This window comes from Occallatibacter sp. (assembly GCF_035317045.1).
In the GTDB taxonomy this organism is placed as follows: Bacteria; Acidobacteriota; Terriglobia; order Terriglobales; family Acidobacteriaceae; genus Telmatobacter.
This window is the reverse complement of record NZ_DATHHT010000039.1, coordinates 133,125-147,492: the sequence shown is the minus strand read 5'-3', so window position 1 is coordinate 147,492 and position 14,368 is coordinate 133,125. Positions and strand designations below refer to the sequence as shown.

Genomic DNA, 14,368 nt, shown 5'->3' with positions numbered 1-14,368 from the left:
GGTCGGATCCAATGAAGGTGCTCATCTTTGGCGCAACCGGAATGGTCGGCCGCGGCGTCCTGCTTGAATGCCTCCGCGACCCCGACGTCACGCTGGTTGTCACCTTGGGCCGATCCGGCACCGGACTCCACGATCCCAAGCTCCAGGAAATCATCCATCGCGACCTGCTTCAATACGCCGGCATGGAAGAGACCCTCACCGGTTTCGACGCCTGCTTCTTCTGCCTCGGCATCGCGTCTTCTGGAATGAAAGAGGCGGACTATGAGCGCATCACGTATGGCTACACCATGGCTGCCGCTGAATTGCTGGCCCGCGTCAACCCCGGCATGACCTTCATCTTCATCTCCGGTTCCGGCACTGACAGTTCCGAGAAGGGCCGCATGATGTGGGCTCGCGTCAAAGGACGCACCGAGAACGCCTTGCTCAAATTGCCGCTCAAGGCCTACATGTTCCGACCCGGCTTCATCGAGCCAATGGACGATATCCAGTCAAAAACGCCAATGTATCGGCTGTTTTACTCGATCCTCGGCCCGCTCTTTCCGCTATTGCGCCGCGCGTTCCCCAACCGCGTCCTCTCCACCCGGCAGATCGGCCGCGCCATGCTCAACATCGCGCGCCAGCGATACCCCACGCACATCCTCGAAGCCCGCGACATCCGCGCGGCGGCAGGCCCAGAACCCTGATTTCCCTTGAACACGGAACATAGAGTAGGGCCCCCGCCTTTGCGGATTGATGATCAACGCGCAGCCAGAAATACGGAATTCCCCGTGGGACATGCTTGCGCCTCCGCGTTCTTCACCCTCTCTGGCGTCCTTGTCACGCTGTAGGTGTCAGTCCCCGGCATGTGAAATTCCGCCAGGTATCTGTGGTATCCACAGCCACCGAAGACCAGCCGTCCATGCTCCTCGATCGCGTGTTGTTGTCCCGGCTGTACCCCGAAGAACCGGAGATCTCCCGTCTCCAGATTGCGGATCGACAATATGTACTGGCCCGAAACCAGGTTCAGTTTGTAATTGCCCGCAGCGATGTTGTGACCGTCCAGCGAAAATGCGAACGGAACGTTGAAAACTACTCCAGGTCCAACTTGTGCGTGCAGTTTGACCGCGAACGTACCACCCATGATCAGGATCGCAACCAACGAACCGACGATGATAGAACTCATGCGCTTCATAACTTCCCTCCTTGATGCTTGGTGTTGACGCCTCGTGCGATCGACTCACTTCGATCTCGGCCGCTACGGTGGCCACTCTTACTTCCACTTCACGATTCCAGCATCGGTATGGGGCGCATGCGATAAAGATTGGATAAGCTGCGATAAGACTTGCTAAGCAACGTAAAGATATGTAAATGACGCTTTCGCCAACTGGGAATGGACTAATATCGAGTCGAAGGTTGCAGCTCTTAAGCGAATGGATCGCGTTCTCATCATCGACGATGACGTTCAGTTATGCAGGCTGCTCACCGAACGATTGACATCTGAAGGTTTCACAATCGAAGTAGCCAACGATGGGATTCGAGGGTTGGAGCGCGCCCTCTCGATGGAACATGCTCTTGTTGTGCTCGATCTCATGCTTCCGGGCATAACAGGCCTCGATGTCCTGCGCCGGCTGCGTGCCAGGTCTCCTGTACCGGTGTTGATTCTCACTGCGCGTGGCGAAGATATCGACAGGATTCTCGGCTTGGAGATTGGTGCCGATGATTACGTGCCAAAACCTTTCAACCCCCGCGAACTGATCGCCCGCATTCGAGCCATCCTGCGCCGAACCTCTCGAGTCGCTGCGACAACGGAGCCCGTTGTGGTCGGAGATCTCCGCCTCGATCCCCGAGCGCGCGAGGTCTGGTTAAACGATGTGCCTCTCAACTTGACCAGCGTGGAATTTACCCTCCTGGAAACCTTCTTGCGCGCCGCCGGAAAAATCCTGAGTCGCGAGCAACTCACCGAATCTGTGCTGGGACGAAAGCTTGGCCCCTTCGATAGGGTCATCGACGTTCACGTAAGCAACGTGCGAAAAAAGCTGGGAGCCTCCGAGCATGGCCCTAAAATCAAGGCCGTTCGCGGCAGCGGCTATCTCTTCGTTGTACGCCCGGAAACGAAATGAAACTGACTTTCCGTAGCCTCCTGCTCAAGATCTTCCTGTGGTTCTGGGCGACCGTCATTGTCACGGGCATTTCCCTGGTGCTTACCTTCATGCTCGAACCGCGCGGCGTGCCTGCGCAGTGGCATTCGACGCTGGCCGAAACAGCCCGCTATTCCGGAACGATTGCGGTGGAGACCCTTGAAAGGGAGGGCACATCCGCAGCGTCGTCGTACCTTGATCGACTCGTTCACGACACCTCTCTGAAAGCGTGTCTGTTCGACATATCGGGAAGGGGCATCGCAGGTCATGGCTGCGAAACTTTTCAGATGATGGCGACGCGTGTCACGGGTTTGAAGACATCCGAATTCGGCATGGTCTTCGGGATAGCGCGCGTCGCGTTAATCCTGAACGGAAATAGCGGGCGCCAATACATCTTTGCTACGGAACTCCCCGCAGGTCCTCGCGCTGCGGCTGGCTTCAACCGAACTACATTTCTGGTGCAGTGGGGAGTCGCTTTCCTTGTTTCAGGATTTGTATGCTACTTGCTCACGAGATACCTCACCGCACCGATTCTTCGTTTGCGTGCGGCATCGCAACAGCTGGCGTCTGGCGATTTGAGCACCCGAGCAAGTTCCACTATCGCCTCCCGGCAAGATGAAATTGGAGATCTGTTGCGCGACTTCGACGCCATGGCCTCTCGCATCGAAGCTCTTGTATCTGGTCAACGCCAACTCATCTCCGATGTTTCCCACGAATTGCGCTCACCCCTGGCTCGGCTGAATGTCGCCCTCGATCTCGGTCGCCAGCGAAAAGGCAATGACCCCGCATTCGACCAAATGGAGCAGGACCTCGCTCTCCTGAACGAAATGATCGGGCGCCTGCTGACGATTGCGAAGCTCGATGTCTCCGCGCGACAAGTGCCCATGGTCCAGCTCGACCTCACGGATCTCGTTTCCCAGATCGTTCGTGATGCCAACTTCGAGGCGCGGGTGCTTGATCGCGGCGTCCAATTTACTGCCGAGGGGCCGTACTTCGTTCGAGGGAATGCGGAACTACTGCACGGAGCGATCGAGAATGTGGTTCGAAACGCAATTCACTACACCGATCCCGGAACCTCGGTCGAAGTGACCATGGAATTTATGCGTCAGCCCAAGGAAGCCTTCGTCCGCATTGCAATTCGCGACTATGGCCCGGGCCTTCCTGAGTCCGAGCTCGTCAATATCTTTCGACCCTTCTATCGGGTGGCGGATGCCCGCGATCGGCAGTCGGGCGGCACCGGTCTCGGCCTTGCCATAGCTGATCGTGTCATTCGAACCCATGGCGGAACTATCGGCGCCCAAAACGCCACGCCTCCAGGCTTGCTGGTTGAAATCCTCCTGCCGGAATGCGGCATCGACCTAACCTAGGTTTCCGCCTGTACAGCATTTCATTCTCGAAGATTCGCTGAATTCCCCGGCGGTCGAAGAAGGACCTTTGCAGCCGGAATGCCGCTGGGCGTTGACCGCAATGCCGAAGACGAAGAGAGACACTTTCATTCGGAAACCATGGCTCAAGCCGCCATCTTGAAAAGATCTACGCGCTGGATGTAAGGTTCCCGTAGGTAATGCCCCGGCAGTAGCAAGTGGGTACTTCCGGATTCACCTAGGATTCGCAACGTAACCGGATGGCACTAAATAGAGGTTCTTAAACCACCGGTGGATGGGATAAAACCCATCTCAAGAAAGGTATCGACGCTCCTACACCTCCCCGTGATAGATTGAGATTCCCCGCAAGTAATTGGTGGATTTATGGCAGCAGGCATTCATTTGTCCGGCAATGACGAAACCATCGATCTCCAGCAGCAGGTAGCCCGCCTGCAGGCGCTGCTCGAGGCCTCGCGTCAAGTTCACTCCACGATCCGGGAGGAAGCCGTCCTCGGCGCCGTCCTGCGTATCGTCGTCCGCGAACTTGAAATGGCGGGCGCTGCCTTTCCCGGCACCAACCTCAGCTACGGCGAAATGCCCGATCTCACCGCCCAGTCAGACGAGGCCCACGCGCTCCCCATCTATCTTCTGCAGGATCGCGAAGGCAAGCGCATGGCCGAATTGGTGGTCGCTCCGCCAGACGGTCGCGAACTCACCATCTACGAAGCCGATTTCATCGAGGGCCTTGCCTTGCAAGCCGCAGTTGCCCTTGAAAACGCCCGCAACCACGAGCGTAACCTGCAGTGGGCCCGTGTACAGCAAGATCTTGACGCCGCGCGCAATATCCAGCGCTCCCTGCTGCCGCAGGAGTTGCCCGACATCGCCGGTTACTCGCTGGCCTTCCGCTCCGTCACCTGCTACGAAGTTGGTGGCGACTACCTCGATATCGTCGAGCAGCCCGATGGAAGCCTCTTGATCGCTGTCGCCGACGTTGCAGGCAAAGGCCTCGCCTCGGCCATGATGTCCACCAGCTTCCGCGCGGCTTTCCGCGCCATGGCCATCACCGGGCCACCCCTCGGCGAGTTGGCTACCCGCATGAACGAGCACCATTGGCGCGAGGGCGAAGAGGCCCGCCGCCGCTATGTCACCGCCATCTTCCTGCGTCTCCACCCCGAGCTGGGAAAAATTGAAGTGGTCAACGCCGGCCACAACCCGGGCTTCCTGGTTTCGTGCGATGGCACAACCCGCCAGTTCGAGGCAGCCGGTACGCCTCTGGGCCTTTTGCCCGGCATGCGCTACTCCAGCGAGGAAGCCGTGTTTACACCAGGCACGAGGCTCTTGTTCTACACCGACGGCCTCACGGAGGTATTCCGCGGCGAGGAAGAGTTTGGCCCGGAAAGACTTATGGACGAATTTTCCAAGTGCCCGGGCGAACGGGCCGATGTTATCCTCGATGCATTGTGGGCGACAATTGACGACTTTGCCGACGGCGGCCCGCAAAGTGACGACATGACCGCATTGGCAATGTGCCGGTGCGCAAAGGGTACGGAGATACCGGCATGAGCAAGCTGAAGTCCACAAGCGTGGAGGTGCGGCTGCCTTCGCAGCTCGGCTATGAGAAAGTGGCGATGAGCACCGCTGCCGCTGTGGCCAAGCTGATGGGTTTCCGTGAAGATCGCGTTGAAGATTTGAAGACGGCTGTCGCTGAGGCCTGCATCAACGCCATCGAACATGGCAATAAAATGAACGACGACCTCTCCGTTGGCGTAGTCCTTTCAGCAGGCATTAACGCACTTGAAGTAAAAGTGATTGATGATGGCAAGGGCTTGAAAACCGTCCCGGCCAAGCCCGACATCGATAAGAAGATTCATGGTGAGGAAGATCCCCGCGGTATGGGTATGTTCTTGATTCAGGCGCTGGTTGATGAGGCCGAATGGGTCAAAGGCTCCAACGGCAAAAGCAGTTACGTCAGGCTGGTCATTCGTCTGGATGCGGTAGCGGACTAACAAGAAGAACACGGAGACACGAGATCGTGCAGAGTGAAACCAAAGCGCGCGTAGACCAGTTGACTTCCCCGGCAGGCCACAACGTCACAGCCCTCCGTTTTGAGGGTGACATTGCCAGTACGTCCAAAGATGCGGTCCTTGGTAGCTACCAGTCGTTGCCCAAGGAGACCGCCAAGCTCGTGCTGCTCGACTTCACCAAGGTCGACTACATCAACTCCAGCGGCATCGCCCTCGTCATCCAGATGCTCATTGAGGCGGCAAACTCCGGCCAGAAGGTCTATGCCTTTGGCCTCTCGCCCCACTTCACCAAGGTCTTCACCATGGTAGGCATCACCAAGTACGCCGGCCTCTTCCCCTCCCAGGCCGATGCCCTGGCGGCGCTGTAACCCGGCGCCGCACTCCAACTTCTCCTCGAAACCTGAGCTGTCATCCTTGAGCGCAACGCATTCTAGCTCACCACCAGAACTGTCATCCCGAGCAAGCGTAGCGCGCCGAGGGATCTGCGGTTGCCCTTCCTCCGCATGGCATCGAAGCTGGGTGCCCCATTCTTGCGACGTCTTTGTCCTTGTCGCAAGCGTGGGAGACCACGAACCAACCCAACCCGCATCTTCTCAGCACAAAGAAGGTTGAGTGAGGCCGGCGTCAAAGGTAGGCATCCCAATCGTCTGCGAGAACTGCGAACAAATCTCTACTCGCGGCCCACGGATTTGTGAAGAGTCGTGATGAACTGGATCCCGAGCACGTGGTCGTCGTGCTCCGTGCTAGTATTGTAATGTTTGAACTCATATCCCACTTTCAACAGCTGAAACCGGTCAGGCCGATAGCCTGCAGCTGTCTCGAACGAGTTCGTTCTTCCCGTCGCATTGGTGCTCGTAATTGAATAACGTCCGGCAACAAACCAGCGCGGACTTAGAACCTGCCGCACCTCCGCGTACCCTGCTGTGTCCCGAAAGTCCGGAATCAAGGTATACGGCATCACGAATCTCTGCGCTTCCGCGTATGCCGTGGTATGGCCGTGAGCCCAATTCATGTCGATACCCACAGCGTGCGCCGGCAACTTGCTGGGGTTCGCCTCGCCTGGGAAGTAGTACGCATACTTCCGGTCGAGATACGGTCCGCGATATCCCGACGCGCCGATGCGCAGTCCCTGGCGAATGGTGAAGCCGCCACCGCCCGCCCAGTTTCCATACTGGTCGCTCGCGAAAATGCTGCGCGGGTTTGCCGGAGACGAGTTCGCAAATTGAAGCCGTCCGTCGAACTTGCCGCGCGTTGCGTCGATCTGTGCTCCCGCGACCCCGAGAATGGACACTGGCGCGTAGTAGTATCCGTACGAAATCGGAAGATCGACGAGAGCGTTTTCCGCATCATCGTAACGCAGTACGAATGACCCGAATGCGGTGGACATTTGCCCGGCGCGCAAGAGAACGGAGCCCTTTTGCGATACGCGCGAGTAATTCAGCGTGGCCTGCAGAACACTCCCTTTCGCGCCGTAACCGGTCGTGGAGAGATCCGCGTAGTAGTAGGGACGCGTAACAAGCTGCAATGCGCCAGTCAGAAATAGATGTTCATTGAACTTGATCGTTGGATAGAGTACGGAGCGTGAACCCGCAATCATCGGCGATCCCGATCGCGGCGCCTCCGTCAGCTCGTTCGATGCGACAGCTTGTGCGGCCAGAGTCGCTCGAAGATCTACGCCGGTATTCGCCTCCTGCGCAGACCCAACCGATGCGCTCAGCAAGGAGAAAAATACGACGAGATGGCACCTGGTCTTCATCCGACTTTCACCGCCGCCATTTCTTCCGTCTCAACTGGAGATTCCTCGGAAGGAGATTTGACCATCAATACGTCCAGCGGGAGTTTCACAAACGCCGCAACAATCTCCGGATCAAACTGAATCCCGGAATACGTCATCAATTCGGCAATTGCTGCTTCATGCGTCATTCCGCTTCGATACGAGCGATTGGTCGTCATCGCGTCGTATGCGTCCGCCACGTGAATGATGCGCGCGTCGATGGGCGTTTCACAGCCGCGTTGGCCTTTCGGATAACCCGTGCCGTCCCAGTTTTCATGATGTAACTCAACTGCCGGCAAATACTCCGCGAACCCTCCCACACCTTCCAGAATTCTGCGACCGATGACAGGATGCAGCTTCACCTGCGCAAATTCTTCGTTGGTAAGACGCCCGGGCTTTTGCAGAACGCTGTCTGCGACACCAATCTTGCCGATGTCGTGCAGCATCGCCCCAACCCGGATCCGCTCGACATTCTCCTCCGGCATTTCCAGCGCGGAAGCAACCGCGCACGAGAGTTCGCTCACACGCCGGCTGTGGCCGGCAGTGTACTGGTCGCGAGCGTCGAGAGCGTTTGCCAATGAACCGACGAATTGAAGATAGGCAGATTCGAGGCGCTCGCCGGCAGCACGCACAGAGAATGCCGCGCGGTTATAAATCTCCGCCAATTCCTGAATTTCAACAATCGTCGACGATTGAGGTTCCAGCTCTCGCAATTTGCCCGTGCGAGCCGCATTGCGTAAATGCGAGACTACCGCTGCAATCGGATTTACGATCGAACTCGACGAACCAATGCTGCAAAGAAACGCCACCAGCACGCAGGCGATCGCGAGTTCCATGAAGAGCTTTCGCAATTTCGACTGGATGGGAGCGGTTGCTTTATCCACGTTCTCGAAACTGAGCATCGTGTAGTCACCGCCGTACGACTCCATAGGCAGCGAGATCCAATTCGTTCCATGCAGCGTTAGGTCACACTCTGACTGCGCCTTGCAGGTCGTCAGTGCGTTCTCAAGCTCCTGGAACGACACATCCGGAATGTTCGACTCGATAACCTTTCCGTCGTGCACCAACACCACGAGAGTGGAGAGATCTGAAAAATCAAAGAATTCTCCAACGGAGAGCACGCCGATGTTCTCGTCGTTTTCATCCACGGGAACCGATGCCACCTGGAAAGTGCGTCCATCTAAGAGAAGGAACCCGGTGCTGCTGCGATCGAGCGAACCAAGATTGAGCGGGACAAGCTGGCCCTTGCGCGACTTCGATGCGCCCGGTCGCGCCATTCCTGCGAGTGGCGTACCGTTCGGCGCGGAAACCAGCATGAAATCGAAACCCATACGCTCGCCCAGTTCGCGAAGCTGATCTTCAACCGTGCTGCGGGCGTCAGCGCTCCGGGGATTCGCGAGAAGAAGCTGCATCCCTGCCTTCAGCGCAGAGTTTTCACCGACGACCTTCAGAAATCGGCTATTTTGCAGATCGCCCTTCGCGTGAATATTGGCAATCGCCACTTGGCTTTCGCGCAGCGAGGTATGTAGTCCATCGCGAACCGTCGACTGCACGAATCGCTGAATCATCCAGAAGCTGCTTGCCAGCAGGACAGCAAAAGGCAGAAAGCAAAGCAGCAGTGCGCGGGTTCGTAAACGTGTCTTCAACGGGACCCCCCGCTGCGCCCTGGTTCATGATCCTTCTCTGCTTCCTGTCGGGAGTCGATCTCGAGCGGAATAAAGAAGTCGGCCGCAACGTCCCGTCCATTTTCGATAACCACGGTCTTGCGGAAGAAGCCGGCGCTCCGATGCCACGCCACCACCGTGTACTGTCCCGCAGGCACATCTGGAATTCGATATTGTCCGTTGCGATCCGGCCGCGCATACCAGCGATTCGGAGTCACCACAACCGTGGCCTCCATGTTCGGGTGCAGATGGCAATAGATCTCCACGATGCCGGGTTTCGGGAAGGTCACCTTCCGCGTCTCGCCCTTGTCGTAGCTCCCAAGATCGAAGGACTTCGGCTTGGACAGGGAATAGATGTTGTGAAAGATCGGATCCATGTTCGGAAACGTGACTGTCGATCCAATCGGCACCACAACCATATCCGGCATGAAGCGGCGATCGAGCTGCTGGATCTGCTGTGTCGCCGGCGCGCCCTGGTTTTGATCCGCGGGTACCGGACCTTCCAGATAAATCACAACGCGCGAGCGCTCATACGCAATCGGATCCTGTTCGGCGTCCTTGCCGAGCTTCACTGCGGTGCCTCGCTGATACACAGAGACCGATGCGGTAACGCTCGGCTTCGTCAGCTTCTTCTTGATCAGAATCGTCCCGGTGATTGCCTGCGCGTGCAGGCCTACCGCCATCACCGTAAAGGAGCAAAGCAGAATCAGGCCTCTCAGGCGCATAGGCTGGTTACCTCGAAGCGAAAAGCAGTTCGACGATTGCAGCCCTGAGCCCGGAAGTGGGGGAAGTACAGGGCCTTAAGTCAACGGCTAGTCTAGGGGTACGAAACAGGCGCGTGAATACCACTTCGCGCACAGGTAATGACCCGAACAGGGAACAGAAGACAATCTTCCGAGAATAGCCAGGGGGAACCCTGGGATAGGTCCGGGGCAATCGCCGTCCGTCCCGACCGAAAACTCTTCCTCATCCTTTAGGCTGCGTCATTCTGAATGAACGGGGCCCGATTCACGCACTAGAATGCCTCTATGAACCTGGATGCAATCCAATTGGCCCTGCGCTCGGCCGGCCACGACGGCTGGCTCTTCTACGACCACCATCATCGCGACCCTATCGGCGAGCGCATCCTTGGCCTCGATCCCAAGGCCCACATCACGCGCCGCTGGTATTACTTCATCCCCGCCACCGGCGAGCCGCGTAAGCTGGTGCACCGCATCGAGCAGGGTCGCCTCGACACACTTTCCGGTTCGAAGGGCCTCTACTCAAGCTGGCAGGAGCTGGCCTTCGGTCTCAGAGCCATGCTCGGCGGAGCCAAACGCATCGCCATGCAGTACTCTCCCGACAACGCCATCATGTACGTCTCCATGGTCGACGCCGGTACGGTCGAGTTCCTCCGCAGCATCGGCAAACAAATCGTCAGTTCCGCCGACCTCGTCAGCCAATTTGAAGCGGTTCTCTCGGAAAGCCAGATCGCCAGCCACACCGTCGCGCAAAAGGCAATCGACGAACTCCTCGAAGAAGCCTGGAAAGAAATCGGCCGCCGCCTGCGCCCCTCAAAAGGGAAGCAAGGCAAAGTCACTGAGTATGACATGGTGCAGTGGCTCTCGGAAGGCATGAGGCGCGCCAATCTCGTCTGGGAAAACGGCCCCAACGTCAGCGTCAACGCCAACTGCTCCGACTCCCACTACGAACCCACTGCCGACCGCACCGCCGAGATCAAAGAAGGCGACTTCCTGCTCGTCGACATCTGGGGACGCCTCGACGAAGCCGATGCCATCTTCTATGACATCACCTGGACGGGTGTAATAGGTCGCGAGCCCACCGAACGCGAACAACACGTCTTTGAAACTGTCCGCAATGCCCGCGACGCCGCCATCGCCACCGTTGAAAAGGCTTTCGCAGAAGGCCGCTCCATCTGCGGCTTCGAAGCCGATGACGCTGCTCGCGCCGTGGTCCGCGCCGCAGGATTTGCCGACTACTTCACCCATCGCACCGGCCACAATATCGCCCACGAAATCCACGGCCCCGGTGCGCACCTCGACAACCTCGAAACCCACGACATCCGCCAGATCCTGCCCCATACCTGCTTCTCCGTCGAACCCGGCATCTACCTCCCCGAATTCGGCATCCGCAGTGAAATCGACATGCTCACCGCCCCCAACAAAGCCTGGGTAACCGGCAAAATCCAGCGCGAACTGGTGCGTATTTGAGCACAGGTTATGAATGGTCGCGATGAGCGAACTCCCAAAGTAATTTCGCCGGCGTGCCAGAAAGCGCGAGATGACTTCGGCGCTTCGCCACCTGAAGGCCCCATCCAGCTGATCGATGTTTTGCGACGGGAACCCATTACGCTCTTTAGCGTTACGCTAGTTGGCGTGATAGGTCTTGCTTATTACCCCATTGGGCGTTACGCTAGTTGGCGTATATGGAAAACCCATTCGTCTTTGGCGAAATCGTCGATGATGCGGGCTTTGTCAACCGCAAAGAAGAGCTCCGTGCCCTTGTTCGCGATTTGGCGGACGGCCAGAAGATTTTTCTGCTCTCTCCCCGACGGTTCGGCAAGAGTTCTCTGGTTGCCATGGCCCTTCTCAAGCTCCGGAAGCGACACATCCACACCGTCAGCCTCACCGTAAGCAGCTATTCCAGCTACACTCAGTTCCTTGAGAAATTTGCTGAAAAGGTTTTGCGCGCGGCCGGCCCATGGAATCGTGTCAAGGACTGGGCCACCCGCTTCGGCCGCCAGGTAAAACCTGAAATCAACTACAACATGACCACCGGCGAAGTGAGCGTCTCGCTCGGCAAGGGATCGGAATACGACCCAACCCCGATCGCGCCAGACATCTTCGCCCTTCCCGGAGAGCTGGCAAAAAACGGGGGTTTCCGCATGGCGATCTGCCTCGACGAATTCCAGCAGATCTCCGAATTCAATGGCGGCTCCGTCGAAAATGTTCTCCGTAACCAGGTCCAGCAGCAAAGAGAAGTCGGCTATGTATTTGCCGGCTCTCAACCCTCCCTGATGGAAGAGATGCTCTCCTCCAGGCGGCCCTTCCACAAAGCCGGGCCCCAGATGTTCCTCGACAAGATCGGTCCAAGTGACTGGAGTGATTTTATTGCTGGCCACTTTTCCCAACGTGGCAGGGCTATCGACGACTCCGCACTGCAGGCCCTTCTCAACGCCGCCGATCTCATTCCCTACGACGTACAGCGTATTGCCCATGAGCTCTGGGATTACGCTGAGATCAAGGGCAAGCGCCAGCTCGATGTATCTGACGTGAATGCCGTGACTGCGAGCCTCGTTGCGAGCCAATCCACCTACTACGAGCTTCTGTGGGAACAGCTTTCGGCGCGTCAACGGGCGGCATTGCAAGCGCTCGCCTATCGCGGCGCGTTGGAAATCTACTCTCAACGGGTCCGCGAAGAGTTTCGGCTTGGCCCCGCGTCGACCGTGCAAAAGGCCCTGCAATCGCTCGACTCCAGAGACGTCATCGACCGCTATAAGGGAGAATACTTCTTCCTCGATCCCCTCTTCCCGCAATGGATCAGGGAAAAAACAGCCTGAAACAGCGCTCCCGTGTGGTTCTCAGCGTGAACCCTGACCCATGTTCCATGCGTTATAGTCAGAAAGGAATGGCAGAAGCTGAAAACAAGAACGCGGCTGCGCCCAAAAGCGCGCAAGGCGGGTTCGTCTTTCTCCCCCTGATTGCAGGCTGGCTTATCCCCGGCGCCGGACATTTTCTCCTGCGCAAATGGGGTCGCGGCGCGTTGCTGGCCATTTCCATCGTGTGCATGTTCGTCCTGGGCCTCGCCATGCAGGGCCGCCTTTACGCAAACGCGCACGACATTCTTGAGATGCTCGGCCTGGCTGGCGATCTCGGCAGCGGATTGCTCTACATCGTGGGCCGCGCCATGGGCCTCGGCACCGATTCCGTTCAACTCACCGTCGCCGACTGGGGCACGCGCTTCATCGTCGTTGCCGGCCTCTTGAACATCATCGCCGCCGTCGACGCACACAACATCCGCACCGGGAGGAAGCTTTAGTGTTCAGCCCCTCTCACTTCGCCGCAGTGCTCCTGTTCGCGACATTCGCTTCGACCGTCTTCGGAATCACGCAGCGCGAAACCCCGCGACGCATGTTTCGCTACGGCCTCTACTGCTGGTCGCTCTTCGTAGGCTCCGCCATCGTGATTAGCTGGGTCATGTACCTGATCGCTCGGTAGACTCTCTCGAGAAGTCCATTCATGAATAAGCTTTGGCACGCCAACAATCAGATGCCACCGAGGGCAACTCTCGAGCAGAGAATCCAATGGCACGAGGCGCATCAGAAGCACTGCGCCTGCCGGAAGGTTCCCAAAAGCATCCTCGGCTATTTGAAAGTACACAAGTGAATCAACCAGGAGTGCGCGTTCAGGCCACGCTATCCCGTTCCCACACAGCGGCGTCGAAGATGTGCGTGCAATCATAGCCTTCGTTCTTATAAAGCTCGATCGCATTCGCATTCGCTTCCGTCACCGTCAGCGAAATCTCGCTTACACCCTGTCGCACAAAATGCGCCGCTGCCACCGAAAGCAGCATGCGCGCGAGCCCCTGCCGCCGAAAGCTCGGGTGCACGCACAACTGGGTGATATGTCCGCTCTGCGGACTTACCCGCGAACCTAACACCAGCGCCGCCAGCTCATGGCTTCCGCGATCCACAATCACGTGCGATACCTGCGCGGAAAAGACTCCGCACCCCGAGTAGCGCACGATGTTGTGCAGAAACCGCAGCGATCCGTGCACCGAGCGGTACTGGTCGTTGATCAAGCTGTCTGGATGGCCGTTATATGCCGTCGCAATCAGCCGCGCCGCCGCATTCAGGTCTTCATCCCGCCACGGCCTCAGCTCCAGTCCGGGCAGCAGATCAACCCGTGGAGCGCTCCAATGTCCGGCCAGCTGCTGCACCATGAAATGCCGCCGATAGATCTCGAATCCCGCATCCTGAAAAATCCCAGCGTGCGTTCCCGAGGGATGCAGCAGCAGTTGAGACTCAATCCGGTCCACATTGGGCGAATTCAGCAGCGTCTCAAACAGATGCTTCAGCAGCGTCGATTCGATCTCACGCGCCGGCTCCGCAGCAACCGCAATTTCCGGATTCTGTCCCGGCAGCGCAAAGACATCTCCGATGACAGCCTTGGTTTCTTCGTATACACAGAAGGCGTACCCCGTCACTTGTCCGGATTCAAGCGCGGCATAGCCCGGCAGCAAATGGTTGTCGAGATACTGCATCAGCAGCCGCGCCGAGGCGCGATAATCCCAGTGCAGCCGCCTGCTCCACAGCTCTCCTTCGGCATCGAGCACTGGCCGCAGTACCGGCGCAGCAAAATGCCGCAGATCGAGGATTTCGATAGTCACGCCAGCTGCCATGATTTCCTGTTGGATGCGGCCGGCT

At 57.9% G+C, this 14,368-nt stretch carries 15 protein-coding genes; 10 read left to right on the top strand and 5 right to left on the bottom strand.

Translation table 11 applies throughout. The annotated features are described in order from the left end of the window. The first annotated feature begins 11 nt into the window (after window positions 1-11). On the top strand, window positions 12-683 hold the full coding sequence (locus VK574_RS19020) for an NAD-dependent epimerase/dehydratase family protein (protein WP_472801453.1): 672 nt from the start codon (window positions 12-14) through the stop codon (window positions 681-683). 53 nt (window positions 684-736) lie between these two features. Here VK574_RS19020 and VK574_RS19015 read toward each other — a convergent pair whose 3' ends face one another. Beyond that, entirely contained in the window at window positions 737-1,171 is a 435-nt protein-coding gene (locus tag VK574_RS19015) for a hypothetical protein (protein ID WP_472801452.1), read from the bottom strand. A 238-nt stretch (window positions 1,172-1,409) separates the two neighbouring features. Between VK574_RS19015 and VK574_RS19010 the strand changes: the two genes are divergently transcribed. The 5 genes from VK574_RS19010 to VK574_RS18990 all read left to right on the top strand — a co-directional run bounded on the left by VK574_RS19010 (window position 1,410) and on the right by VK574_RS18990 (window position 5,873). Further along, window positions 1,410-2,099 carry a response regulator gene (locus VK574_RS19010; RefSeq protein ID WP_472801451.1) on the top strand — a complete coding sequence of 230 codons (690 nt, stop codon included), beginning with the start codon at window positions 1,410-1,412 and terminating at the stop codon, window positions 2,097-2,099. Then, window positions 2,096-3,484 (top strand): ATP-binding protein, encoded by a 1,389-nt coding sequence (locus VK574_RS19005; RefSeq protein WP_472801450.1) that lies wholly within the window; start codon window positions 2,096-2,098, stop codon window positions 3,482-3,484. The genes VK574_RS19010 and VK574_RS19005 overlap by 4 nt, the downstream gene beginning before the upstream one ends. Before the next feature lie 381 nt (window positions 3,485-3,865). Next, a complete protein-coding gene (locus VK574_RS19000) occupies window positions 3,866-5,044 on the top strand; it encodes a PP2C family protein-serine/threonine phosphatase (protein WP_472801449.1) in 1,179 nt (392 codons plus the stop codon). Continuing rightward, window positions 5,041-5,487 carry an ATP-binding protein gene (locus VK574_RS18995; RefSeq protein WP_472801448.1) on the top strand — a complete coding sequence of 149 codons (447 nt, stop codon included), beginning with the start codon at window positions 5,041-5,043 and terminating at the stop codon, window positions 5,485-5,487. The genes VK574_RS19000 and VK574_RS18995 overlap by 4 nt, the downstream gene beginning before the upstream one ends. Window positions 5,488-5,513: 26 nt before the next feature. Next, entirely contained in the window at window positions 5,514-5,873 is a 360-nt protein-coding gene (locus VK574_RS18990; protein ID WP_472801447.1) for an STAS domain-containing protein, read from the top strand. A gap of 302 nt (window positions 5,874-6,175) precedes the next feature. Here the strand turns inward: VK574_RS18990 and VK574_RS18985 are convergent, their stop codons facing one another. Genes VK574_RS18985 through VK574_RS18975 form a run of 3 tightly spaced genes read right to left on the bottom strand, consistent with a single transcriptional unit; the run spans window position 6,176 to window position 9,668 of the window. Next, on the bottom strand, window positions 6,176-7,261 hold the full coding sequence (locus tag VK574_RS18985; protein ID WP_472801446.1) for a hypothetical protein: 1,086 nt from the start codon (window positions 7,259-7,261) through the stop codon (window positions 6,176-6,178). Beyond that, on the bottom strand, window positions 7,258-8,925 hold the full coding sequence (locus VK574_RS18980) for an HD domain-containing phosphohydrolase (RefSeq protein ID WP_472801445.1): 1,668 nt from the start codon (window positions 8,923-8,925) through the stop codon (window positions 7,258-7,260). The genes VK574_RS18985 and VK574_RS18980 overlap by 4 nt, the downstream gene beginning before the upstream one ends. Beyond that, complete coding sequence (locus tag VK574_RS18975) at window positions 8,922-9,668, bottom strand: hypothetical protein (protein WP_472801444.1); 747 nt, start codon at window positions 9,666-9,668, stop codon at window positions 8,922-8,924. The genes VK574_RS18980 and VK574_RS18975 overlap by 4 nt, the downstream gene beginning before the upstream one ends. Window positions 9,669-9,971: 303 nt before the next feature. Between VK574_RS18975 and VK574_RS18970 the strand changes: the two genes are divergently transcribed. The 4 genes from VK574_RS18970 (at window position 9,972) to VK574_RS18955 (ending at window position 13,160) form a co-directional block, all read left to right on the top strand. Continuing rightward, complete coding sequence (locus tag VK574_RS18970; RefSeq protein ID WP_472801443.1) at window positions 9,972-11,153, top strand: M24 family metallopeptidase; 1,182 nt, start codon at window positions 9,972-9,974, stop codon at window positions 11,151-11,153. Window positions 11,154-11,368: 215 nt separating this feature from the next. Further along, window positions 11,369-12,502 (top strand): AAA family ATPase, encoded by a 1,134-nt coding sequence (locus VK574_RS18965; protein WP_472801442.1) that lies wholly within the window; start codon window positions 11,369-11,371, stop codon window positions 12,500-12,502. 68 nt (window positions 12,503-12,570) lie between these two features. Next, window positions 12,571-12,981: a DUF6677 family protein gene (locus VK574_RS18960; protein ID WP_472801441.1), complete on the top strand. Its 411-nt coding sequence runs from the start codon at window positions 12,571-12,573 to the stop codon at window positions 12,979-12,981. Beyond that, complete coding sequence (locus VK574_RS18955; RefSeq protein WP_472801440.1) at window positions 12,981-13,160, top strand: hypothetical protein; 180 nt, start codon at window positions 12,981-12,983, stop codon at window positions 13,158-13,160. The genes VK574_RS18960 and VK574_RS18955 overlap by 1 nt, the downstream gene beginning before the upstream one ends. A gap of 187 nt (window positions 13,161-13,347) precedes the next feature. On the opposite strand, the gene VK574_RS18950 is transcribed toward VK574_RS18955, so the two are convergent. Further along, window positions 13,348-14,343, bottom strand: coding sequence for a GNAT family N-acetyltransferase (locus tag VK574_RS18950; protein WP_472801439.1), 996 nt, complete (start codon window positions 14,341-14,343; stop codon window positions 13,348-13,350). Window positions 14,344-14,368: the final 25 nt, after the last annotated feature.

Excerpts from the sequence above, each read along its gene's own strand:
- VK574_RS18975 (WP_472801444.1), bottom strand. The coding sequence starts at position 9,668 with ATGCGCCTGAGAGGCCTGATTCTGCTTTGCTCCTTTACGGTGATGGCG.
- VK574_RS18950 (WP_472801439.1), bottom strand. The coding sequence starts at position 14,343 with ATGGCAGCTGGCGTGACTATCGAAATCCTCGATCTGCGGCATTTTGCT.
- VK574_RS19010 (WP_472801451.1), top strand. The coding sequence starts at position 1,410 with ATGGATCGCGTTCTCATCATCGACGATGACGTTCAGTTATGCAGGCTG.
- VK574_RS19020 (WP_472801453.1), top strand. The coding sequence starts at position 12 with ATGAAGGTGCTCATCTTTGGCGCAACCGGAATGGTCGGCCGCGGCGTC.
- VK574_RS18970 (WP_472801443.1), top strand. The coding sequence starts at position 9,972 with ATGAACCTGGATGCAATCCAATTGGCCCTGCGCTCGGCCGGCCACGAC.
- VK574_RS18985 (WP_472801446.1), bottom strand. The coding sequence starts at position 7,261 with ATGAAGACCAGGTGCCATCTCGTCGTATTTTTCTCCTTGCTGAGCGCA.
- VK574_RS18995 (WP_472801448.1), top strand. The coding sequence starts at position 5,041 with ATGAGCAAGCTGAAGTCCACAAGCGTGGAGGTGCGGCTGCCTTCGCAG.
- VK574_RS19000 (WP_472801449.1), top strand. The coding sequence starts at position 3,866 with ATGGCAGCAGGCATTCATTTGTCCGGCAATGACGAAACCATCGATCTC.
- VK574_RS19005 (WP_472801450.1), top strand. The coding sequence starts at position 2,096 with ATGAAACTGACTTTCCGTAGCCTCCTGCTCAAGATCTTCCTGTGGTTC.
- VK574_RS18965 (WP_472801442.1), top strand. The coding sequence starts at position 11,369 with ATGGAAAACCCATTCGTCTTTGGCGAAATCGTCGATGATGCGGGCTTT.
- VK574_RS19015 (WP_472801452.1), bottom strand. The coding sequence starts at position 1,171 with ATGAAGCGCATGAGTTCTATCATCGTCGGTTCGTTGGTTGCGATCCTG.
- VK574_RS18960 (WP_472801441.1), top strand. The coding sequence starts at position 12,571 with ATGGCAGAAGCTGAAAACAAGAACGCGGCTGCGCCCAAAAGCGCGCAA.